We start from the raw sequence: 23,147 nt of genomic DNA on the forward strand, positions 1-23,147 counted from the left end.
AATGGAAAACGCCCGATGCACTGCATCGGGCGTTTCAGTTTGCAGCGATTTCTGCCACCCTGGCCCTTAACGTCGGGAAACGTCTGGCGACACGAACAACCCACGAAATTGAGCGACCAGCACTCCCAGCAACAGCCAGAAAGCCACTCCGATCACTACCGAGCCGGCTTGAAAGTCACGCAGCAACTGCAACGGTATCGCTGTTTCATGGGAGCCCGCTTGCGGGACCCAGATAAAATGCGGCACCACCAGCAGTAGAACGGCGATGACGGATGTCAGCGGGCGGCGCTTGAACGCCAGCAAACCTAGGCCCGCCGCAGTGCAGGCCGCGGTGGCCAACCACCAGAGCTGACGTGGCTCCAGCGCTGCTGCCGGCATGCCCGGAAGCTCGGGCGGCAGACCAGACAGGGGCGCGACGATGAAGATCAAGCCACCTGCGCCGCCCCAGAGCAGGCCGTGGCGACGACTGCGAATCCCGCCAAAAGCCTCCGATGCGGTGACCAGCAACACGCCAAAGCCGATCGCCGCGAGCACATCGGCCAACCAGGTGAAGGCCGTGCGAGAAAACCCATCTTCAGGTTTCCACCCCTCGTGACTGTGTTCATGTGCCGGCTCAGCCACGGCGGCATGCGCTTGGCCACCCGTTGGAGAATGTTCGTGCGCCGGCGCCGGTGCCTGGTCTTCATAGACTTCAGCTTCAAGAATCAACGGCACCGTCCATAGATGGTGAGCGCCGGTCATTACTGTTCCCGCCAGTGCCCCGGCTAAAACTGCAGTCAATACGATACCCCTGAAAAGCTTCATGTCGAGAGCCCTCGATAATTGGAAAAATCTGAAAGTTGTATTTACATGCCGCAGATAAATCGATCAGGAGCGCAATAAATCCTCTGCCTGAATAATCATGTTCGCCACTTCTTCAATGGCTTGGCGCTTGGCCATTGCTTGTTGCCGTATGTATTGGTGCGCCTGTTCTTCTGTCAGCCGCTTGGCAGCCATCAAGATGGTCTTCGCCTTGGCAAGGCGGCGCTCCCCCGCCATCTTTCGCCTGAGTTTGGTGATTTCCTTGGCCTGGACCTGCTGCTCCAGCCAGATATGCCGCGCCAGTGCCAAATGCCCCAGCAGGCCAAATGGCTTGACCGGCCGCTCGACAATACCAATGGCGCCGCTCTCCAGAACCATCTGCAAGGTGGTGGGGTTTTCGTAGCTGATCATCGCCAGCACCATTGGCTTTGGGTCCCGAAAGGATTTGAGCAACTGCTCGATATCCGGGCGAAACTCGTTGTCTATCGTCAGAAATACAATCTCCGCCGGATGCGGCAACTCCGTTGGGACTGGCCACACGGGGAACACCATGCAACCGATGCGGCGCAGGTGGTCGGTGAGCGACAGCCCGGCCTCGTCGAAGGGGTGAATCACCAACACCTTCAGCCCGCGCAAATCATGAAGAATTCTCAAAGTCATGACCCCATGGGCTGGAAGTTAAGGCGCACGGCCAAGGGCGTTTCCGCATCCAGGCTGTATTTGAGCATGTACGGGTCTGGCGCAACCCGCACACCCGGCTCGTCCACCACATCGAACAAGCCCTGTGCATTGACTTGCCCGACCCGCGACCAGACATGGGTATGGTTGGTCGCGCCATCGATCTTGACCCGACCTTGCGGGGCATCGAATTCAAGGTCATGCAGGTGGGGCAACAGCAAGGCAAAACGATCGGTCTGTGCGCGGGCTACCCCCAAGGCATAGAGATACACCTGAAAATAGGCAGCTTCCGCGCACGCGGTAATCCGCGCATCCGCACCGAAGCGGGCCCGATATGCCGCGACGAACGCCTCGCTTTGTGGCGTGCGCAGGCCCTCGAAATAAGGCGAGGCGGTAATGTGGCCAACGGCCGTGCCCGGTGCCATCTGCGCGACCTCTGCTTCGGAAGTGGACAAGCTGATGATCGGCATGGTCGCCGGGTCCAGGCCGGCAGCGCGGTAAGCCTGATAGAACAATGCGATGCCATCACCGACCACCGTCGAATAAATAGCATCTGGCTGCAGCTTTGCCACTTGCTCGATGATCCTGGCGAACACGTCAGCAGTGGCGGTCAGCGGCACATACTGTTCATGCAGCACGCGCCCACCGGTCTGAGTGAACAAGTCGGCAATCACTCTATTCGACTCGTAGGGGTATACGTAGTTGGAACCGATCATCGCGATACGGTTACCAAATTTCTGGCTGACATAATTGACCAACTGCACGGAGTTCTGATTCGGCGCCGGCCCGGTGTAGATACAGTGGGGCGAGTATTCAAAACCTTCATACAGCGTTGGATAGAACAACAGTGCGCCGCGGGCCTCGATAATTGGCAACGCAGCCTTGCGCGAGCTGGACATATAGCAGCCAAAAATGACCGACACCTTGTGCTGGTCACACAAAAGCTCCGCCTGGTCGCGGTATTGCTTGGGATCTGACCCAGGGTTATATGCGATAGGCTCGATCAGGCGACCATCGATGCCACCATTGGCATTAATCTGCTCAATCGCCAGAAGGGTTGCGTTTCGTTGGGTGCGCTCCACCGCTGCGGTAATACCGGAGGTGGAGAATAGTACACCGACTCGCCATGTTTCCGACGTCATGTCATCCTCTTCAAACAGAGCCGACCTTATCGGACGGCTGACTGGAATACATCGACAAGTGTGAGCGCAGCGCGAGTCGACCGCAACGCTTGATGTAATATCCCGGGCAACTATTTTCCGCGAAATTAATCAAGACTACCGCCGACCGAGCCATATCAATGCAGCGAATGTTTAAATGGCTTTTTCAGCACCAATAAAGGGCACATATAACTGTCGTCATTCACTTTCGCTGCTATTCGACAGGACCAGTGGCACATAGTGATGGGGCAACCGCATCGAGACCAGATCCTTGCGGCGCACCGTGCGGGTGAACATGCCAGGCTGCTGGCTCGACGTATCCACAGCCAGTACCGCAAGCGATGCTCCCCGTGCGACTATCGCTTCACGACGCGGAAACTCGAAGGTATCGGGCCCGAACACACCGCTGGCCCCCGGGTAATTCAACGCCGCTGACGCCACATTGGCAAACGCCAGGTAAACATTGTTCTCCCCGGCGCGCACCCGGTAGTGGTGCCAGTGCAAAGGATCCGCGCCGGTAGGGATCGGATAATTCTGCCGAATTTCACTGCCCGGGTGCGCGCTGAAAAACCCTTCGCGCTCGGCACTGGGTACCGCGATCAGGTCGCAACCGCTGAGGCTCAACACCCGCCCCGCTTCTGGGAAATAGGCGTCGTAACCAATCAACAGGCCCAGGCGTCCCGCAGGGATATCGAAGCTCGCCCAGCGCTCGCCAGGCGTGGCCCAGGCACAATCTTCCTGGCGCAGATGAATCTGTCGGTAAGTGCCGACCAGCCCCTCGGGCCCCACCAGTATGGCGCTGTTGTAGCGCCGCGTGCCGGCCAGTTCAGCCAGGCCAACGACGATATGCAGACGATACCTGGTCGCCAATGCGACTAGCTTGTCGGTCACGGCGCCCGGTACTGGCAGGCTGTTGGTGCCCCGGTCTTGCAGGCCGGTAAGGGCTCTTTCTGGAAACACCAGAACGTCGCATCGCTGCTCGGCGCTGGCCTGCGCCACCAGCCGTTCGATCGCCTGCAGGTTCTGTTCGACCTCTTCGCTTGGCGCCATCTGCGCAACGGCGATGTGCGATGCCTTTCCCGGCGACAACGGATTCATGCCGTACAGGGGGAAAAAATCGCTGGGGTTCCAGCTGTAGGTATCGGTCATCAGCGTCGCATACAGCTGTGGCCGGCGATCCTGGAACACCGCTTGCCCCTTGACCAGACGAGGCCGGGCACGGGTTCGGCTCAGGTCGATCTCACCCAGCACCAGGCCATCGCCGGTGTCGCGCGTGGCTGCGACCTTGCCATCGGGCTCGATCAGGCAACTGCCACCACTGAACTGTACCGTCCGCTCCAGGCCCCAACGATTGCTTTCCAGCAGGTAGCAATGGTTCTCCATGGCCCGGCTGATCCAATAAGGTGCCGGCGCACGCTCCGCCAGCCACGCGCTGATATGGCAGATCACGTCGGCTTGGCCTACACCGGCCAGGCGCGCGGTCTCGATGAAGTGGATGTCCATGCAGATCAGTACCGCGATGCGGCCAATGGGCGTATCGAATACCTGGTGGCCCTTGTCACCGGACACGGCCCATTTGGGCTCGGCGATATAAGGGTGCGTCTTGCGGTGGGTACCGACCACGCCCTGCGGGCCGATCAGGGCGGCACTGTTGTAGTACAGCCCAGTCAGCGGATCGACTTCCGGCAGGCCGATCACGATGTAGCAATCATGCTCGCGGGCAATCTGGTGAAAATGTTCGGTGGTCGGGCCGGGAATGGTCTCGACCATCGGCCGGACTTCTTCACGGTCCAGCCAGCAATAGCCAGTAATACCCATTTCCGGGGTAGCGATCAACTTCGCGCCCTGGCGGGCCGCGTCGATCACCAGTTCCGAGAGGCGCTCGATGTTGCGCGCCTTCTCGAACATCAGCGGTTCGAATTGCACCGCCGCAGCGGTGTACTGTGTTTGTTCATTCATGATGCGCACTCGACAATCAATGGGAAACAGCGTCGGCGACCTGGGCGTTACCGGTCAGCAGGCCGACCAGATAGCTTTCGCGCATGTCCGAGCCGGCAACGTCGGCCACGATCCGCGAGCCGTACATCACCAGGCAACGCTCGCTCAGAGCGATCAGCTCGGGCAATTCGGAGGAGTACACCAGCACACTGCCGCCGTTGGCGGCATGGCGGCGTATCGCGTGGTAGATGGCCTCCTTGGTCGCGACATCGACACCCCGGGTGGGGTCGAACAACAGCAAGGTCTTGGCGCCACTGAGCAAGGCTCGGGCGATGATTGCCTTCTGTTGATTCCCACCGGAAAGATTGCCGATGCGAAAATTAAGATAACGGTCGCTGAGATCGACCTCTTTGGCCGGCGCCTTCGCCGCGCGCGCTTCGCGGTGTGGCGACACCAGCCCCACGGTCGACAGGCGATCGAGTACCGGCAGGGTGATGTTATTGGCCGAGCTCAAGCTGGCGAAGATACCTTCCACCTTGCGCTCTTCGGGTACGAAGGCAATGCCGCCCGGAGCCCGCAAGGCATCGCGCGGGCAGGTCAAGCGCAGCAACTTGCCGTTGAGCAGAATCTGCCCGGCCTTGGGTTGGCCGTCCCCCGCAAGCAGGCGGAATAACTCCCGCTGCCCCTGGCCTTCGAGGCCCGCCATGCCGACGATCTCACCTTCGCCCACGGTCAGCGAAACGCCCTTGACGTTACAGCCTTCCAGGTCATTGACCACCAGCACCGGCCTGGGCCGACTGGCACGCTTGAGTGGTACCACAGTGCTGCGCACCACACCGTGGCCGGCCATCATTTCGAATATATCGCCGTCGGAGGCAGCGCCGAGGTCGACCGTACTGACGCTGCGGCCACTGCGCAGAATGGTCGCGCGCTGGGCCAGCTCGCGGATCTCGGCCAGACGGTGGGAGATATACAGAATCGCCGTGCCTTGCACCTGCAGCTCGCGTACCAGGCGAAACAGCCATTGCACGTCGGCCAGGGCCGCGGTGGGCTCATCCAATACCAGCAACGACGGCTTGAACTGCATGGCCCGCACGATTTCCAGGCGTTGACGCTCCGCCAGCGCCAGCTCCGAGACCTGGGTCGCCACGCCTAGGTGGCCAATACCGTAGCGCTCGAGAATATCTCGCGCAGCGGCGTGCATGGCTTTGGTCGAGGACAAACCGGCAATGCCCTTGAGCGCAGAAGGCAAAAACAGGTTCTGTGCCACGCTCAAGTTCTGCACCAGGCTCAACTCCTGAAATGCCGTCGTCACGCCGGATCGGCGGGCCTGCAAAATGCTGCCCGGCGCATAGACCTCGCCATTCAAGCGCAAGGTGCCACTGTCCGGGCGCACGACCCCGCTCAGGATCTTGACCAGGGTGGATTTACCCGCCCCGTTCTCCCCCAGCAGGGCCTGAACCTCGCCGGGGCCAATGGTCAGCGTGACATTTTCCAAAGCGACAGTGGCACCGTAGGATTTGGAAATCCCCTGCATTTGTAGGGTCGCTGCAGTTGCATCAGGCATGTTCATCTCCTGTACGCCGGGCGCGCCCGGCGCTCATCAAGCCGCGATTACTGACCCGCGACGGTGGGTTGCACGACAGTAAGCTTGTAATGGTCGGCGGGGGCTTCGCAGCGCTGGCAGTTGATGCCCGGCTCCGGTGGCGCCTGGTGAATCGCGGCAGGTAGCGGCTGGATGGTCATGCCGTCCACCGGCTTGCCTTCCAGCGCCGCGCGCAGGTCGATCTCGGGCAGCAGCACGTCGTCATGAATCACGGTCGAGAAACCTTGTGGTACTAGCGAAGCGTCGAATACGTTGCAGCCATTCTCGATCTTGCTGCCGTTGCACAGCTTGATCTGCTCGGAAGTGGCCCATGGCAATGGGTACTCGATGCTGACCGGCTCCTGCTTGCGCTTGCCGGTAAGGATTTCCATCATCAGCTTGAACGCGTAGCCTGCGGTCGCGGGTGGCGACCCGGAAGACACACCCTGCAGGCCACGCTTCTGGTAATCGGGGTTGAGGAAACCAAGGCGGAAGCCGTTCATGTTTTCGCCCACGATTGGTACCATCTTGCCGCCGCGATCAGCCACGGCATTCAATGTTCCTGCTTCGCCCAGCTCAGACCAGATTCCGTCTACATCGGGGTGAGCAGCCAACGCCTTGGCGGTTTCCTGTTGAGCGATACGGTCGTCCCACATGCCGTAGTACTCGGAGACCACTTCGATCCCCGGGTACTTGGCGAAAATGGCTTTGGCGCCGTCGGCGTGGCGCTTGTCCACGGAGGTGCCAGGTACACCGCGCACCATGAAGATCTTGCCCTTCCCGCCTAGTTCGTTGACCAGCGCCTGCGCGGTGTTTTCCCCGAAGCCCGCCGAGATATAGCTCACGTTGTAAGCGCAGCTCTCGGTGACGGTCGAGTCATACATGAAAAACTTCACACCTCGCTCGCAACCACGCTTGACCACGCGGTTGAGCGCCGTGGGCGAAATCGGGAAACTGATCACGCCGTCGGCACCGGCATCGATCATGCTTTCATAGGCGGCGATCTGCGCCTGTGGGTCGGTGCCGGAGATCACTTCCTTCAAATCCACCAACTTGTCATAGGGCGGTGTTTTTGCCAGCGCCTTGATGATGTTGGCGGTCTCACTCATCCAGTTGTTGCCGCTGTAACTCAAGCTGAGGTAGATCTTGAACTTCTTTGGTTCGTCCGCATGCACCGGAGCCATGAATACTGCACCGGCGGCAATGGTCAAAGTCAGGGCGAGCGCGTGCCACCGACGAGTCATCGATTGAATCATCTTAAGTATCCCCATACAGCGAAAGTGATTGAACAGTGCGTTCAGTTCGGCAGATTGATGCTCGATTGCTGCTGGTTTTTTATGACTTCGGCTGGCCCGAAGACCGTTTGAACAAGCGGCTGAGGCCCGGCCTGGCACCCGACGCTTGTGCCTGCTGGATCAATATCGCCAGGACGATGATGGTCCCGGAGATGATCAACCGCCATCCTTGGTCCAGCCCCGTAGCGGCGATGACCGATTCGACCGTGGACAGGAACAACACCCCGCACAGGGTATTGATGAAGCTGCCGGAGCCGCCCAGAATCGAAGCTCCGCCCAGGATCACGGCAGCCACTGTGGGCAGCAGGTAGGCATCGCCCATTCGCAATGTCGCGCCGTTGGAGTAGCCGGTGAGCAAGGCGCCAGCGAAGGCCGAAGCGATACCGCTGAGCGCATAGACCAGCACCAGTGTGCGCGTGATGGGAATGCCCGCGATCCTCGCGGCGGCTGGGCTGCAGCCCACGGCATAGAGGTTGCGTCCGAAGTGGGTCCGGCTTTGCAGCAACCAGCCCGCTATCGAGAACACCAGGATCAGCAACACGATGTTGGGCACGCCCAGAGTGTCACCCTTCATCAACGCCTTGAGCAGGGTTGGCGCCGCGCCCAAGGTGCTCCCACCGGTGTAACCCAGGGCGATCGAGCCGACGATGATGCTCATGCCCATGGTCATGATGAAAGGCGGCACTTTGAGCAGCACGACCCCCAGCCCATTGGCCGCACCGACCACCCCGCCCAGCAGCAGGATGGTCGGCAGGAAGAACCACAGGTGCACGTCGCCGCTGCCGATCCAGGCCGCCGAGAGCACACCACCGAGCATGAAGGTGCCCGGCACCGACAGGTCCAGCCCCCCCGTCAGAATCACCAGGCCTTGACCGAAGGCTGCCACCAGCAGGAACGAGCCCAGGGTAAGAATCGTCAGCACCTGCTCCCATGAACCTAGCGCGGGGCTGATCAGCTTCGAGCCGAATATCAGCAGCACGGTCGCCAGCAACAGCATGATCGCCGTGACGGTTTCGGGATTGGTTTTCGCTGCGGCGCGCTGGTCAACCACCGCCAGGGCGGACGGTAGCGTTTCTGGTGAGGCATTCATGGGCGATCTCCTGTACGGCTGCGATTGATCAAGCGACCGATGACGATCGCGACGATAAGCAACACACCCTGAAACAAGCCGATGTAGAATGAGGAAACGCCGCCGGAGAACAGCACCTTCTGCATCAGCATCAAGGTGGCGGCGCCGATCAGGCTGCCGATCAGGCCACCCTGCCCGCCGGCAAGGCTGGTGCCCCCCAATGCCACGGCGGCAAACGACAGCAGCAGGAATGGCATGCCGGCATTGGGATCGCCAGTAGCCGTCTGCGCGCTGAGCATGAAGCCGGCGACGCCATACAGGGCCCCCGCCATCACATAAGCCAGCAAGCGGGTCCGCTTGACCGGGATGCCCGACAGCTCGGCGGCGGCCTGGTCAGCCCCCACCGCGTACAGCGCGGTCCCCAGGTCGGTCTTGCCCAGCAGCATCCAAAGACCGGCAACGATGACCGGCAGGATGATCGAGGCAGGCACGAGGGAGAACAGGGTGGAGGTCATTTCGTCGCTGACCCACTCCGCCACCATGCCGCCAGGGGCTGGCAAGATCAGCAGCGCGATACCTTGGCAAATGATCATCACGCCCAAGGTGGCGGCCACCGACTGCACCCCGCGATAGGCCACCAGGTAACCACTGGCGCTGCCCACCAAGGCACCGACGCCGACACAGATGGCGAAGCTGGCCAGGGCCCCCCATGGCCCGTCCAGCGGCAATACCGCCATGATCACGTTGGCAATGGACAAGGTGCCGACAATGGACAGGTCGAAGCCGCGCGCCAACACCACCAGCGTCTGGCCTGCCGCCGCCAACGCAAGCGGGCTGGCATTGTTGATCAAGTTGGTGAAGGTGTAGCTGGACAGCGCCTTGCTATCGAACATTGCGTACATCCCATACATCACAATGTACAACATCAGGGTAAAACAGGCCGGATGCCGGCCCATCACGCCGCGCCAGGGCGGCGGCGCTTCAACGGTATTCTGTATGAGGGTGGCCATAGTGGCCTCCTTGCTAACGCGGTCAGGGGCAGAATCCAAATCGCGGGCACAGGGTACCCGCAGGGCCGATACCGAAGCACTCGATGCCCTGTCAATCATGTATTCAACGGGAGCGTGTTTTGCGTGTAGCCATTACTTCAGCGGGTCCCCATGGCACCCGCCGAAGGTGCTCACTCAATGGCAAGGAAACGCCAGGGAGTGGCGTACATCGTGGGCGGCGTTGTGTACCGCTTCGATGTGGGCGAACCCCACCATACCGACGATGAACAACCCCAACAGGGCAGCCATGCCCAATTGCGTGACACGCGCGACGACCGACAAGTCAGTGTGCGCATGGGTACTGCTGTGGCGAGTGTAATAGGTCATGCGACTAACTCCGACGATCAGCAAACAAAAATGGGATCGCGCTTGGCGACATGTACATGGGGTACCGGGTTTGCCACCAGGTACTCGGTGCGACCGTGAAGATCGTGATCGCTCAAGAGCTGCTTGTGCTCCACCAGGCGCTCCAACGCATTGACCCAAAGACGGTAGTAATCACTGCCGCCGTCGGCGTCAGCGCTGCCATGGCTGACTTCGTGGCTGAGGTAATCGGCCCACTCAACCCAAGTAAAATGCCCGGCTTCGTGCAGCTTCAGGGTCATGGCGAACGCCTGGGCTTCCCAAGGCTCGCGAAATACCGGCCCTTCGATGTCTTTGTAGCGCGCCGGCAGCAGGTTCAGGTCGACGTCGCTCATGGCTGCGCCCCCTCGATGTGCTCGATGTAGCTTTCGAACATGTCGATGTACAGACAGTCGATCGCCGATGCCTGCGGCCCCCATAATTCCTGGAACGTGAAACACACGCTGTAGCAGTGCTGCGGCTGCTCGCCCTGACGCTCGGCGAGCGTGTCCGGAAACACGAACACACCGTGATCGAACGCTACCGTGCCGCGTTTGCCACGGATGTAACGGGGCAAACGGGTATGGGTGGCCGGGTTGATGTTCAGGGCGATCACGCTGTCACCGGCGGCAAAGCCCGCGTCGACGACCTCCTGGGAGCGGCAAGAGCCGCCCTTGAGGATGCGCGCGTCTACTTGGTCTACGGTCAATGTCGGCATCAGGCGGCCTCCCCTGCCAATTGGTTCATGCGTTCGAGCACTTGCGCTTCGCTGATCACATCGCGGTCGATCAAGGATTTCTCCACGCAGTACGCCCAGTGTTCGTAATAGGTCGAGTCGAGATAGTGGGTGGGATGCATCACCTCGATGTTCTTGCGCAATTCGTCGATGGCGTAGATACCGACAAACAGCGTGGCAACGTACATGGCAAAGATGCGGCGCTCCCACTCTTCGTGAAACAGTGGCTCTTCGGGATAGGGGTTGACTGGCCCGAGGCCGTGCATACCGCCCAGATCATGTGCACCATTCATTAGCTAACTCCTCTCGGGGTCTCAGGCAGTGGCGGCCAGGGCGAGACCCACTCCGATCATGGAATCACGGGTCACCAGCTCGGCCAGTTGCTCTTCGCTGTAGCCTTCGGTCCCTGCTGGGCGCATCGGCATGACCAGGTAACGCAATTCAGCGTTGCTGTCCCATACGCGCAACTGCACATTGGCCGCGATCTCAAGGTCGAATTCATCCTTGAGCAAGCCGCGCGGATCTATCACTGCGCGCGAGCGAAACGGCGGCATCTTGTACCAGGTCGGCGGCAAGCCGAGGGTCGGCCATGGATAGCAGGAGCACAGCGTGCAAACCACTAGGTTGTGCACGGTGGGAGTGTTTTCCACCACCACCATGTCCTCGCCCTGGGCACCGGAATAGCCCAGTTCAGCGATGGCTGCAGTGCTGTCTGCCAGCAAGCGCTGCTTGTAAGCGGGATCGACCCAGGCCTTGGCAATCACTTTCGCGCCGTTGCGGGGGCCGACCTTGTGCTCGAAGGTCTCGACGATACGGTCCAGCGCAGCGGATTCGAAGTAGCCTTTTTCGACCAGTAACGACTCCAGCGCCTTGACGCGCAGCGACAACTGCGAAGGAGAAGGGGAATGATTGTGACCATGTCTACTCATACGAAACTCCAGCATGCAAGTGATCGGTACGCGAGAGTCATCTCCCGCGAAACGCTGTCGTTCCAGACCTGGGTCCGGAGCCGAAGCACTTGTGCTGGAATCGGTCACGACAACATGACTGAAGTACGGCACAGGCTCCTCGACCAACAGCTCGAAGAAATCATTTAGTGCCGACGTCGTTGTCGGATTCTGGGCAAAAAAAATACCGTAGGCCTCTTGGAGACTTACGGGCTACTTTGCCGTTGCCATCTTGGACAGCAATGTCCGTATGGCGGATTGAACAGCGGCCTTAAGCAAGGGGGGCGGTCCAATCTATTGTCGCCGAGCAACTACCCAACTCGGTGATGGCGCAAGAATAATCACATCGAGTTGGCTTGCGCAACCCTGAACTTAAATCTTTTCTCACACTTAGCCATCTTGCACTGATCCGGTGCGCGCATATGACTTCGATGCTTATATGCCTACGAGGGACGCACTGATTTGTGCCATATTTATTGGCGACGAGTGCGGGATAACTTGGGTGGATTTCCAGCACCGTATGCTTGAGGTTGGCTACATAGCAGCCCAGAATACCTCCTTCCTTCCGCCAACGAGCACACCATGAAGCCGGAAAATCTAAGCTGGGATGACCTACGGATCTTCATGCACGTCGCCCGGTGCCAGAACCTTTCGCGGGCGGGCAAGCAACTGAAGATCGACCAGTCGACCGTTAGCCGCAGAATCAATCAGCTGGAATACGCCCTGGGCTTCAGCGTCTTCGAACGCAGCAGCTCAGGCTTGCAGCTAAATGACCAAGGCGCCCGCCTGCTCGCGCAGGTGGAGTTGATGGGCAACGGGTTTTCCGGGCTGCTGGAGCAATTGTCCTCGGGCACCAACACGGTGTCCGGCAGGGTCCGAGTCGGCACCATGGAAGGCCTGGCCTCGCTCTACCTGACCCAGCAGGTGCCAAAGCTGCAGTTGCTGCACCCCAACGTCACCCTGGAGTTGGTCACCTCGACCCACCAACTGCAGGTCACCCGGCGCGAAGCGGATATCTTCCTGGGCTTCTTCGAGCCCTCGGGCCAGGGTTTTCACACCGAACGGGTCGGGCAGTTCGAATTGAACCTGTACGGTAGCGACGACTACCTGCTGGCTCACGGCACCCCGTCGCGGGAGACCCTGGAGAACCACCTGTTCGTCGGCTACATCGAAGAGTTGGTGCAGATCAAGGCGGTCAAATGGCTCGATGAGCTGATTGCAGCGCCCAGACTCGTGTTCCATTCCAACAGCATGCTCGCGCAGATGTTTGCCGCCAGCGCCGGCGCAGGGCTGGTGATGCTGCCCTCCTTCGCCCATGCCGAACGCTTTGGCCTGCGCAAAATCCAGCTCAATGGCGCCAAGGTCACCCGTGATCTATGGCTGAGCGTCCATCAAGACCTGCGTTACGTACCACGAATCAAGACCATGCTGGAGCACCTGTCGCGGCTGTTTCGTAATGACCAGTTATTCAGCCTCGGCTAACGCCGCGCGACCTACAAATCAACACGCCCACCTTCTTGCACCATCGCACAGCACTTCTTCATTTCAAGCACCGTTTCGGTGATGCAGCTTTGCAATAGGCGTTGTTGCATTACGGCTTGGCAGTCTGGGCCCGTACTTTAAACTGAGTTCGCCACCTACCCGACCGAGGCGCACTCAATGAAACAAGACTCCATCTGGGGTGCCATATTCGAGCACCCGAACTTTGCAATACTGGTCAAGCGACGGCGCCGGCTAGTCTCGACGCTTATGCTGATCAGCATGGCGGTGTACTTCGCCATCCCGTTGTTTTCCGCCTATTTCCCCGAATTTCTCTCTTATAAGATTTATGGCGCGATCAATGTCGGCCTGGTGTATCTGGTCGGGCAATATTTCTTCGGCGCCGCGATCGCCATTTTTTATGCCTGGCGCTTGAAGAACATCGACGCGATGTCCGCCGCCCTGGTTTCCGAAGCTTCTGTGAGCGTCAATCATGACCAAAATCAACCGCACTAACCGTTTGGCCGCCCTGCGCAGCTCGACGCTCTTCAAGGCCTGCGTCGCGCTGGCCGGCTTGCTCACGGCCAGCCAGGGCCACGCCGCCACGCTGGTCTCCGAAGCCAACCGGCCACTGACCTTCGGCGTGTTCGCCGCGCTGTTTCTGATCACCCTCGGGATTACCTTCTGGGCTGCGCGCAAGAACAGTTCGGTGAAGGATTTCTATACCGCGGGCGGTGCGTTGTCCGGCCGGATCAACGGCCTCGCCATTGCCGGTGATTACCTGTCAGCAGCGGCATTCCTGGGGGTCTCCGGTCTTATCGCCATCTACGGGCTGGACGGTATCACTTATGTCATCGGTTTCTTCGTATCCTTCATCCCCGTACTGCTATTGATCGCCGAGCCTTGCCGCAACCTGGGTAAATACACCTTGGGCGATGTGCTGGCGTTCCGTAATAACTTCCGCGCCTCGAAGTTCGCCGTGGCGATTTCCAGTGTATTGGTGGCGTTGTTTTATATGGTGCCGCAGATCGTCGGCGGCGCCGTGATCATCGCTGCGCTTATCGGTATTCCGTTCGAGATATCGGTGGTGTCGGTGGGCGTGCTGATGCTGGTCTACGTGCTGTTTGGCGGCATGCGGGCCACCACCTCGGTGCAGATCCTCAAGGCCACCTTGCTGATTGCCTTCTGCTTCCTGCTGGTGGTCCTGAGCTGGGCCCCTTATGGCTTCAACGTCAGTGCCTTCTTCGGCGACCTGGTCGGCAGTTCGGCCGTGCAGAAACATGTGCTCGGCACCCTGCTCAACGGCGTTTCCCAACTCTCGGCCGAACAAGCCGGGCAGCGCTTCATGGAGCCTGGGCTGTACCTGAAGAACCCGCTCGAACAGATCTCCCTGAGCTTGGCACTGGTGCTCGGCACCGCCGCCATGCCCCATATCCTGATGCGCTTCTTTACCGTGCGAGACGCACAAAGTGCCCGCACTTCGGCGCTGACCGCCATGCTGCTGATCGGCCTGTGCCATCTGTTCATCATCGTCATCGGTTTCTCCGCCGCGCTGCACCTGGGGCCTTTCGCGATTACCGCCATGGACAAGGGCGGCAACCTCGCCGCGCCGATGCTGGCCCAGTTCCTGGGCGGTGGCGCCGATAGCTTGCTCGGCAACCTGATGCTGGCGTTCGTGGCCGCCGTGTCCTTCGCGACCATCGTCGCGGTGGTCGCCGGGCTGACGCTGGCAGCGGCCTCCACCCTGGCCCATGACGTCTATGTGGGCGCCGTGCGCCAAGGCAAGGCCACCGAGCGCGAGCAGGCCACCGCGGCCCGCCTGGCAACATTGGCGATCGCGATCATCGCCATCTGCGTGGGCATTTCGGCCAAGGGCCAGAACGTCGCGCAACTGGTCGGGCTTGGCTACGCGGTTGCCGCGTCGGCCAACCTGCCGGCACTGCTGCTGACCCTGTACTGGCGCCGCTGCAGCACCGCTGGCGTGGTCGCGGGCTTGCTGGGCGGCACGGTGCTGTCCATCGGCCTGGTGCTGGTGTCGCCGAACATGACCTACCCGCTGCAGCAAAAACAGGTGGCGCTGGCGGCTGCCGCCAAATCCCAAACCAAGATCGACCTGATCGACAAGGGCGCGCTGGTTGCCACCGCCGCGGAGCGTGAGCAATTGCTCAGCGATGTAACCAAGCAACAGCAAACCGCCAGCCTGATCCCGGACTCGGCCACCAGCCTCATCGGCCTACGCGAGCCACTGGTACAGCTGCGCAACCCAGGACTGATCTCCATCCCGCTCGGTTTTGCCCTGGTCATTCTGTTTTCGCTGCTGTTCCCCAGCCAGCTGTCGCAGTCGCGCTGGGTGGAGTTTGCCGTGCGCCGCGAGACCGGCCTGGGCGTCGCGCAAGCGGCTCAACACTAATTCATCAAGGTTTCCATCATGTCCCTGCCTACCGTAAAAGTCGCCGCTGCCCACGCCGCGTCCGTGTATATGAACAAGGCCGCCTGTGTCGACAAGGCCTGCGCCTTCATCGCCGAAGCGGCCGCCAATGGCGCTGAACTGGTGGTGTTTCCCGAGTCCTTCATCCCGGGCTTTCCGGTCTGGGCGGCACTATGGGCGCCCATCTATAACCATGACTGGTTCAAGTTGATGGTCGAGAACAGCGTGATGATCGACGGCCCGGAGATCACCGCCATCCGCTGCGCCGCTCGGCGCCATGGCATCCTCGTTTCCCTTGGGTTCAGTGAGGCGACTCCGGCCAGCGTCGGCTGCATCTGGAACTCGAACGTGCTGATCAGCGAACAAGGCACCCTGCTCAACCATCATCGTAAACTGGTGCCGACCTTCTATGAAAAGATGGTGTGGGCGCCCGGCGATGGTCACGGGCTGCGAGTGGCCGACACCCGCATCGGCAAGATCGGCACCCTGATCTGCGGCGAGAACACCAACCCCTTGGCCAAGTACACCCTCGCGGCGCAAGGCGAGCAGATCCACATCTCCGCCTGGCCGGCGATCTGGCCGACGCGCAAGCCCGGCGGCCAGAATTTCGACAACCTCGCGGCCAACAGAATTCGCGCGGGAGCGCAGTGCTTTGAAGCCAAGGTGTTCGGCATCCTGAATGCAGGCTTCATGGATGACTCGATGATCGACCTGCTCTCTGCCAGCGGCGACGCGCAAGCCATCGAGGTGCTGCACAACAGCCCGCGGGCCGCGACGCAATTCCTCGACCCGACGGGCGCGTCGATTGGCGACCTGCTGCAAAACGAGGAAGGCCTGGCGTACGCCACCTTCAATCTGAACGATTGCGTGGAGCCCAAGCAGTTTCATGACATCGCCGGTTATTACAACCGCTTCGACGTGTTTGACCTGACGATAGACCGGCGCCGCATCACCCCCGCGACCTTCAACGATCCTGTGGACTCGAGCCGCAACCGGGAGTTGCCGGTGTTACCCGACCTCGACTGATGGCCCAAACGCATGAACTGCTGGTGCGGCAGCCGTGCCGCTTCGGCGGCATCCAGCTGCTGTTGCGGGGCTTGATGCTCAGGTGCCGGCCAGAGCGATGTCGCGCAGTACGCTCGCGAAGCTTGCGGCATCCTCTGCACAGGACGTGTGCCCCGTGTCCATGACATGAAGCGTGGCCCAGGCAATCCCCCTCGCCATCTCATGGGCGTGAGGCAGTGTCCGCGCTGGATCGTGCTACCCATGGACAATAGCGGTGGGCACACGCGGCAGGGTGTGCAGAACAGGGACAAAATCGATCGTTTGCTGGCTGAGAAGGACTTCGATTACGCGGCCGTTATCCAACCGCTGTGGATAGGCACGCACTTGCTCCAGCAACGGTGAAGCCGGCAACGTTCGAAAGCAGCGCGCAACGAACGCGTCCCAAAATGCTACCCCCCAGTCATGCCCTATTCGGTCGATCAACTTGGCGATGTCGCCGTGACCGTGGGTATTTGCGCCACTGTTGGACAGCACGAGCCCCTTGATGCGGGTGGAACCGGCCTGCGATTCGCGCAGTGCGACGAGCATGGCAATCGAAGTGCCGAGTGAATGCCCCACGAGAATGACCGAGGGCAAGTCGGCAATTGCATTGCTGACGCGCGAAGCTATCGAGTGCAGATCAAAGGGCCCACTGCCCTCCAGCCAGCCGAGCCCGATCGCAGGAAGCCCACTGCGCTGCGCCGCGTTCTCAAACACCCGTGGGGAACACATCGCCCCCGGCAGGCAAACCAATACTGGCCCGCAACCGCTTCCTTCATTCAAGGTTGTATTACGCATGTTGCTCACTCTTAATCCCTGGGTGCTACACCACTTACAACGGTTGGCGCAGTTTCTGTAGTCGGGCTGTGACAGTAGCGCCCGCTCCGCTCGCAATGCCAAGCACGGAGCACGACATGCTTACCCAGGTTGCAGGAGGTCATGAAAACACTGTATCGAAAAGCCAGACTCGGGCCTAGAACGTCACGCTGGCAGTCAAACGCGCAGTCCTCGGCTCCCCCTCATTGACCTGCAATTGCCCAGTGCCAGTGTTTGACGGGTAGTAGTGCTTGTCGAACACATTGTTCAGGTTCAACTGAAGGCGGGTCTTGTAGCCTCCGGTCGGCAAATCCCAGCGCAGAAAGGCGTCGGCTACGGTGTAGCTGGCCATCCAGAAGCTGTTGTCGTTGTCACCTGGACGCTCGCCCACATAGCGTGCACCTGCGCCGGCATGCCACTGGCCCACCTCTTGGGGAACCGCCAAGTGATGGGTCAAGTACAGGCTCGCGGTATGCATGGGCGCGTTGTTCAGACGATTGCCTTGGTCATCCGGATCTTCGAGGATTTCGGTATGGGTGTAGGCATAGGTGCCGACCAGGTACCAGCGTGGCGCCAGGCGGCCAGTCACGTCCAGCTCCAGACCGCGGGAGCCGACCTTGCCGGCCAGCTCCGAGGCACTGCTGCCATCGGCCAGGGTGGTCGCGGTGACGACGTTTTTCTTGACGATATCGTAGACGGCAAGGTTCACGCTCAGCTCGTTGGAGGGCGTGTATTTCGCGCCCACTTCATAGCTGCGCCCCTCCTCGGGCGCGAAGGTCTTGCCGTCGTCGGCGACGTCGGTATTGGGGACGAACGAGCGGCTGAAATTGCCGTACAACGACAGGCTTTCCGTGGCTTGATACACCAGCCCCGCGAACGGAATGAAGATGTCGTCGTTGTCGTCGCGCAACAGGCTGTAGGACGCACCAAGGCCCTGGTCGCCGTACTGGTCGAAATGCTGCAGGCGGCCACCAAACACGGCAATCCAGCGGTCGTTCAGATGCCAGTTGTCCTTGAGGTACACCGAGGTCGACGTCAGTTCGTTACGCGCGTCGCTTTGCACTGCACTGACGGTGCTCGGCGGCGCCAAGGTGCCATAGACAGGGTTGGCAATGGAGATCGAGGTGGTGCCGGCATTGCGATAGGTAGAACCGCGATATTTGTCCTGGGCTTCGTGATCTATACCCACCAGCAGATCGTGGCGCTGACCGAAGAGTTGCTGCTGGCCGATGAAATCGAGAGCAGAATAACGGGTTTCGTAATCGTACTCGGCGCCGTTGGCCGCGCGTGTCAGTACACCATTTCTGAGGGTGCCCGGCTGGGCAATGGCCTGGCTGTAGCGGTCATTGTTCCAGGCATAGGTGGCACGGGTCTTCCAATCATCATTGAGCTGATATTCGAACTTGGCAATAGCGGTCTCGGTGGTGCCGTGGGCCTTGGCCCATGTTTCGTCAAGGCGCTTGCGGTAGCTGATGTCTGCCGGCTTGCCGTTGACGAACACGGTACCTCAGTCGAACGGGCCTGAGTAGTCGTTGTGCGTGTAGGCCAGCGACAGGCTCGCCCGGTCGCCGATCCAGGCCAAGGATGGGGCGAACAGGCTGTGCTCGTTGGTCCCGTAATTGCGCCAGTAATCTTCGTGCTGGCGTTCGCCGATCAGGCGGTAGGCAAAGTTGCTGTCGCCGATCTGCCCCGTCGTATCGAAGCCGGCAGTGCCACCGCCTTCGCTGAAACTTGAGCCGCTCAGGGTGGTGGAGCGGGTAAATTGTGGCTGCTTGCTGACCACGTTGATCAAGCCGCCGGGGTCGATCGCGCCATAGAGCAAAGAGGCCGGCCCTTTGAGCACTTCGACGTGATCAGTGGTAGCGCTGACGTTGCGGCCAAGCATCGAGCGCACGCCATCCTGCAGAATCGAGCCGTCGGAGCTGGCACCGAAGCCGCGCTTGATGAAGGCATCGCGGGAGTTGCCCAGAGTGTTGGTCTGTGACACGCCGCTGCCAAACTTCATGGCATCGTCGAGGCTTTTGACCTGGTAGTCGTCTATGGTCTGGCGAGACACTACATTGACGGCCTGAGCTTCGTCCTTTAGCGGGGTTTCCGACTTGCTGGCAGTCGAGGCGGTCGGACGCGTGTAGCTATCGTCCCGAGCCAGACTCTTGGCGTCGATGCTAGTGGCAGGCAGAACGGTAGGCGCATCGTCGGCATGCGCGAGGGATAAAGTGATGCAGCCTGTTAGCAGGACCAGTTGGGAATAGGGACGCAGTTGGTTCGCCACAAGAGCATTTCCATATGTTTTTGAGAAGGATTATTGTTCACACAACAGCACTTAATAGCCAGTGTCGTGTGAAGAAAAAACCACTCCCATCACGGGGAGCGGCCAAGGAAAATGCGACTCGGCGGAGCGCACCGGGCATTTCTTACAGCGGTTGAACCATCAGAAAATCGAGATCGGGTACTCCGTGATCACCCGCACTTCATTGGCGTTGGCAGTGACATCGCTGCGGTAGGTCACCTGGCGCACGCGCATCATCAGGCCCTTCACCGGCCCGCCCTGCACCACGTAGCTGACCTGCAGGTCACTCTCCCAAGCCTTGCCGTCGTCGGTGTCAGTGGTCTTGATGTCCGTGCCCTTCACGTAGCGGCCCATGAAGCTCAGGCCCGACGCGCCGATGCTGGAGAAGTCATAGTCGTAGCGGGCCTACCAAGAGGTTCCATCCTCGCGGGTGCCGTCCAGGTACTGGATATAGTTGGCCAGGTAGTTGGTATCACCGCCGTCCAGGCCATAGGAAAACTTGCCGCGGCCATTGATTTGCTGGCGCGCCAGGGTGAAGGCGTGGGCCTTGTGGGGTAGGTGGCCTTGAGGCTGTAGGCGGTGTTGTCGAGGTCGCCGCTGAGCTGGTCGCCGATGCTTTTCTACTGGTAGCCGGCGACCACGCTCACCCACCGGGCCGAGCGCTGGCACTGTGGAATCCTGCACGTTGTCGAATACCAATGCCAGCTCCGAGCCGTGCACTGAGAACTCGGCGTGCACACCTTGCCAAGGCAGCATGTCGAACCGATACAGCCAGCTTTTGGCGCCTGTCCGCGCACGGGCCTCGATCAAACGCTGCGATGGAATCCAATAGGACTCGGCGGTGAGCGCCTGATACCGTAAGCTTTGAGCGTCGAGTTGTGGGTACAATTTCTTGTATTGGGCAAAAATCGGCGCGAAGCGCTCCGGCGCCAGAGTGGCAAGATCCCACGGGAGCACCGGCGCCTCAGGCGATTTGGTCGGACCGAAAAAATGCTTGCTCGGACTTTGAGGTCCCCAACATCAATGGCACGTCGCGACTCATGCCCTTGGCCAGCACCGCCAGCGGCGAACTGACCACTCCGCGCCGTTTGTTATCTGCGGTACATCGAACTGAGCACCTACAAGGCTTTGAGTAAAGGCTCATACGTAGCTATGTGACTGAATCTCCAGTCCTAGCGTTGGATCGATACAAGCATTCAGAGAAAGTAGCCTCTTGATTTCACCACTGATGCCCCCGAGCGCCATGAGCAAGCCTACCTGGCAGCCCTCAGTCGAGCAGCCAATTGCTCGACTATCCCGATAACCAGATGCCGATCCGCTTCATCTAGCTGCTGTAGCAACGCTGAAATACGTCGCCCCTGATCATCCGTATGCGGGCTTGCTTCGCTAAGCAGCTCAGAAGCTTCACAACCGAGTGCAGCGGCTATTTGATAAAGCCGAACAACGTTCGGAATGACAATGCCCCTCTCCATTCGAGACACTGCTTCGTTACCGACACCGAGCGTTTCGGCAACCTGCTCCTGAGTCAGTCCGCTATTGCTTCTGCGTCGTGCTATCGCTTTGCCAACTGCCTCAGCAACAGCTTTTTCGTCAATATCGGTCACACAGCCGCTCCTTCAGTCAACCTAAATGGTTGAACAACCACCCGTTGACATGAAGGACCCAATGAGTCGAGACTCACCTTAAAAGGGTGACTTCTATAAATAGGGAAAGGTTCAGATGGCATACAGGAACGCGGTATCTATCGTGGCGGTAGCCGCATTGCTCTCGGCTTGCGGTGATTCGACGCTGGACTATCGCAATGCGGAAATTTCGAATGGGAAGGTCTTCGAGAAAGGTGAGAACAAGCCCTTCAGTGGGGACCTCACCAATTTTCCGCAGTCACTTATCCGACGCTCGAATGACCTTGTAGGTATTCTGTCGGGCCTGGTCGGGACCCTGGATGAGTTGAAGCGTACGGACGAATCGATCCGAACGCTTGAACTGGTCTGTAATGGAGGCCTGAAGGATGGATTCTTAAATGGAGAGGTGAGTTGCTATGAGCCAGGTACCTCAACGCTTCGCTACCAGGCCCATTACAAGTCCGGACTCATGGACGGAGGGTTCACTGTCTGGGGGAGGCACGACAACGTCTTAACAAAGGCCTCCTTCAAGGATGACAGAACGGACGGGCAGTTCCAGCAGTTCAGCCCGAATACTGGAAAGCTGATTCAGCAAGTAGATTTCCGGGCGGGCGTCATCGATGGCCTGAACCAGCGCTGGGATGAGAAAACGGGACAACTCACCTATCGGGCCAAGGCTGAGAAAGGCTTTTACGTGGGGACCATTGAAGCCTGGTCACCCGATGGACGTAAAACCGCGGAAGTCCCATACGAGAATGGACAGATCAATGGCGTCGTGAGGGCATGGGATCCGACCACAGGTCAGCTCATCAAGGAGGCACACTACAGGGACGGCTTACCGGACGGCACCACAAACGAGTGGTATGAGGACGGAAGGCTCAGAAGCTCAGGTGAATACCGTGACAATGTCTACTACTCGGTGCCTACCTCAACAGACGATAGCAAGAATGACAGCTGTGTCGCCGACTATGCCAAGCAATTCCATGCTGAAGCGGGTGAAGATGCACCTGTGAACAGTGAGCAGCTCGGTGAGTGGGAAAAGTGGTGCGAGCAAGGGCGTCCATCGACTTGACCGGAAGGCATAAACGCCAGCGATTACGCTGGCATTTATGCTGTCGTTGGCTTCCCGTATCAGGTTGCCGCTATGTGCCTACTCTGGCTCGTCGGCTTCCGCTGGCACACTCACCCGACCGTAGCGCGCACTCTCGCCTATGGGGATGATCTGTACGGCGTCACTTCGGCTCGCCCGAGCTGACAGTCGCTAGCTGGGAAACAGGTAGTGAGTCCAGCACCGATGGCCTGAAGGCGAATATGCTCGAACTAGCGATCACTTCGTAATGGCCTCGGCGAAGCCCATGGCTGATGGCTACGGCTTGCCTCCCTGCTGAATACGCCTGGAATGGAAAAGCTCGCGTGTAGTGGTCTAATGAAACCGGACACCCATTTAGGCGAGAATGCTCGCCACAGAGAGGTGTCTGATGACCAAGCAACGTCGTACCTTTACCCCTGAGTTCAAGCGCGAGGCTGCGTGCCTGGTGCTCGACCAAGGCTACAGCCATACCGAGGCAGCCCGTTCGCTTGGGCTGGTTGAGTCGGCCTTGCGTCGTTGGGTAAACCAGCTCCAGCAAGAACGTGGCGGCGTCACGCCGACCAGCAAGGCGTTGACACCTGAGCAGCAAAAAATCCAAGAATTGGAAGCCCGAATCAATCGTCTGGAACGGGAAAAGTCGATCTTAAAAAGGGCTACCGCGCTCTTGATGGCCGAGGAACACGAGCGCTCGCGTTAGTCGATCAGCTTCGCTCCGAGGAGCCGGTTGATCTGTTGTGCTCGGTATTTGAAGTCACCCGATCTTGCTACTACGCACACT

21 protein-coding genes and 3 pseudogenes are annotated in these 23,147 nt (G+C 59.8%); 6 read left to right on the top strand and 18 right to left on the bottom strand.

All coding sequences use genetic code 11. The annotated features are described in order from the left end of the window. Positions 1-66: 66 nt before the first annotated feature. The 13 genes from HAQ05_RS14170 to nthA all read right to left on the bottom strand — a co-directional run bounded on the left by HAQ05_RS14170 (position 67) and on the right by nthA (position 11,582). On the bottom strand, positions 67-804 hold the full coding sequence (locus tag HAQ05_RS14170) for a CbtA family protein (protein ID WP_190421648.1): 738 nt from the start codon (positions 802-804) through the stop codon (positions 67-69). 63 nt (positions 805-867) lie between these two features. Beyond that, positions 868-1,461, bottom strand: coding sequence for an ANTAR domain-containing response regulator (locus HAQ05_RS14175; RefSeq protein ID WP_190421650.1), 594 nt, complete (start codon positions 1,459-1,461; stop codon positions 868-870). Beyond that, the gene (locus HAQ05_RS14180) at positions 1,458-2,621 is read right to left on the bottom strand and encodes a transporter substrate-binding domain-containing protein (RefSeq protein WP_190421652.1); all 1,164 of its coding nucleotides are present in this window, start codon (positions 2,619-2,621) and stop codon (positions 1,458-1,460) included. Before HAQ05_RS14180 ends, HAQ05_RS14175 begins: the two co-directional genes overlap by 4 nt. A gap of 216 nt (positions 2,622-2,837) precedes the next feature. Beyond that, positions 2,838-4,598 carry a nitrilase-related carbon-nitrogen hydrolase gene (locus HAQ05_RS14185; protein ID WP_190421654.1) on the bottom strand — a complete coding sequence of 587 codons (1,761 nt, stop codon included), beginning with the start codon at positions 4,596-4,598 and terminating at the stop codon, positions 2,838-2,840. 16 nt (positions 4,599-4,614) lie between these two features. Beyond that, complete coding sequence (locus HAQ05_RS14190) at positions 4,615-6,144, bottom strand: sugar ABC transporter ATP-binding protein (protein WP_202988077.1); 1,530 nt, start codon at positions 6,142-6,144, stop codon at positions 4,615-4,617. Between the two features lie 47 nt (positions 6,145-6,191). Then, the gene (locus HAQ05_RS14195) at positions 6,192-7,418 is read right to left on the bottom strand and encodes a sugar ABC transporter substrate-binding protein (RefSeq protein ID WP_202988078.1); all 1,227 of its coding nucleotides are present in this window, start codon (positions 7,416-7,418) and stop codon (positions 6,192-6,194) included. A 79-nt stretch (positions 7,419-7,497) separates the two neighbouring features. Next, complete coding sequence (locus tag HAQ05_RS14200; protein ID WP_190421658.1) at positions 7,498-8,547, bottom strand: ABC transporter permease; 1,050 nt, start codon at positions 8,545-8,547, stop codon at positions 7,498-7,500. After that, positions 8,544-9,536 carry an ABC transporter permease gene (locus tag HAQ05_RS14205; protein ID WP_190421660.1) on the bottom strand — a complete coding sequence of 331 codons (993 nt, stop codon included), beginning with the start codon at positions 9,534-9,536 and terminating at the stop codon, positions 8,544-8,546. Before HAQ05_RS14205 ends, HAQ05_RS14200 begins: the two co-directional genes overlap by 4 nt. Positions 9,537-9,710: 174 nt before the next feature. After that, on the bottom strand, positions 9,711-9,902 hold the full coding sequence (locus tag HAQ05_RS14210) for a CbtB domain-containing protein (RefSeq protein WP_190421662.1): 192 nt from the start codon (positions 9,900-9,902) through the stop codon (positions 9,711-9,713). Between the two features lie 17 nt (positions 9,903-9,919). After that, entirely contained in the window at positions 9,920-10,273 is a 354-nt protein-coding gene (locus HAQ05_RS14215) for a nitrile hydratase accessory protein (protein ID WP_190421664.1), read from the bottom strand. Next, positions 10,270-10,635, bottom strand: coding sequence for an SH3-like domain-containing protein (locus HAQ05_RS29150; protein WP_202988079.1), 366 nt, complete (start codon positions 10,633-10,635; stop codon positions 10,270-10,272). Before HAQ05_RS29150 ends, HAQ05_RS14215 begins: the two co-directional genes overlap by 4 nt. Beyond that, positions 10,635-10,946, bottom strand: a complete 312-nt coding sequence (locus tag HAQ05_RS29155) for an SH3-like domain-containing protein (protein WP_202988080.1) — start codon at positions 10,944-10,946, stop codon at positions 10,635-10,637. The genes HAQ05_RS29150 and HAQ05_RS29155 overlap by 1 nt, the downstream gene beginning before the upstream one ends. 21 nt (positions 10,947-10,967) lie before the next feature. Beyond that, positions 10,968-11,582, bottom strand: coding sequence for a nitrile hydratase subunit alpha (gene nthA / locus HAQ05_RS14225; protein WP_190421666.1), 615 nt, complete (start codon positions 11,580-11,582; stop codon positions 10,968-10,970). 600 nt (positions 11,583-12,182) lie between these two features. On the opposite strand from nthA, the gene HAQ05_RS14230 reads away from it, so the two are divergent. The 4 genes from HAQ05_RS14230 (at position 12,183) to HAQ05_RS14245 (ending at position 16,533) form a co-directional block, all read left to right on the top strand. Next, positions 12,183-13,082 (top strand): LysR family transcriptional regulator, encoded by a 900-nt coding sequence (locus tag HAQ05_RS14230; protein WP_190421668.1) that lies wholly within the window; start codon positions 12,183-12,185, stop codon positions 13,080-13,082. A gap of 177 nt (positions 13,083-13,259) precedes the next feature. Further along, positions 13,260-13,595: a DUF485 domain-containing protein gene (locus tag HAQ05_RS14235; RefSeq protein ID WP_190421670.1), complete on the top strand. Its 336-nt coding sequence runs from the start codon at positions 13,260-13,262 to the stop codon at positions 13,593-13,595. Further along, on the top strand, positions 13,573-15,489 hold the full coding sequence (locus HAQ05_RS14240) for a solute symporter family protein (protein WP_190421672.1): 1,917 nt from the start codon (positions 13,573-13,575) through the stop codon (positions 15,487-15,489). Before HAQ05_RS14235 ends, HAQ05_RS14240 begins: the two co-directional genes overlap by 23 nt. 18 nt (positions 15,490-15,507) lie before the next feature. Continuing rightward, positions 15,508-16,533 carry a carbon-nitrogen hydrolase family protein gene (locus HAQ05_RS14245; RefSeq protein ID WP_190421674.1) on the top strand — a complete coding sequence of 342 codons (1,026 nt, stop codon included), beginning with the start codon at positions 15,508-15,510 and terminating at the stop codon, positions 16,531-16,533. 234 nt (positions 16,534-16,767) lie between these two features. Here the strand turns inward: HAQ05_RS14245 and HAQ05_RS14250 are convergent, their stop codons facing one another. From HAQ05_RS14250 to HAQ05_RS14270, 5 genes and pseudogenes are all read right to left on the bottom strand, one after another. Then, the gene (locus HAQ05_RS14250; protein WP_202988082.1) at positions 16,768-17,349 is read right to left on the bottom strand and encodes an alpha/beta fold hydrolase; all 582 of its coding nucleotides are present in this window, start codon (positions 17,347-17,349) and stop codon (positions 16,768-16,770) included. A gap of 175 nt (positions 17,350-17,524) precedes the next feature. After that, positions 17,525-19,603, bottom strand: a pseudogene (locus HAQ05_RS14255) (TonB-dependent siderophore receptor). 195 nt (positions 19,604-19,798) lie between these two features. Continuing rightward, positions 19,799-20,050: pseudogene (locus HAQ05_RS14260) on the bottom strand (OprD family outer membrane porin); the annotation flags it as partial. A gap of 12 nt (positions 20,051-20,062) precedes the next feature. Continuing rightward, entirely contained in the window at positions 20,063-20,614 is a 552-nt protein-coding gene (locus HAQ05_RS14265; RefSeq protein WP_190421676.1) for a hypothetical protein, read from the bottom strand. Positions 20,615-20,910: 296 nt separating this feature from the next. Further along, entirely contained in the window at positions 20,911-21,261 is a 351-nt protein-coding gene (locus HAQ05_RS14270; protein WP_190421677.1) for a helix-turn-helix domain-containing protein, read from the bottom strand. Positions 21,262-21,376: 115 nt separating this feature from the next. Between HAQ05_RS14270 and HAQ05_RS14275 the strand changes: the two genes are divergently transcribed. Beyond that, positions 21,377-22,351 (top strand): toxin-antitoxin system YwqK family antitoxin, encoded by a 975-nt coding sequence (locus HAQ05_RS14275; RefSeq protein WP_190421678.1) that lies wholly within the window; start codon positions 21,377-21,379, stop codon positions 22,349-22,351. A 406-nt stretch (positions 22,352-22,757) separates the two neighbouring features. Then, positions 22,758-23,147, top strand: a pseudogene (locus HAQ05_RS14280) (transposase); the annotation flags it as partial.

This window comes from Pseudomonas typographi (genome assembly GCF_014694385.1).
Taxonomy (GTDB): domain Bacteria; phylum Pseudomonadota; class Gammaproteobacteria; order Pseudomonadales; family Pseudomonadaceae; genus Aquipseudomonas; species Aquipseudomonas typographi.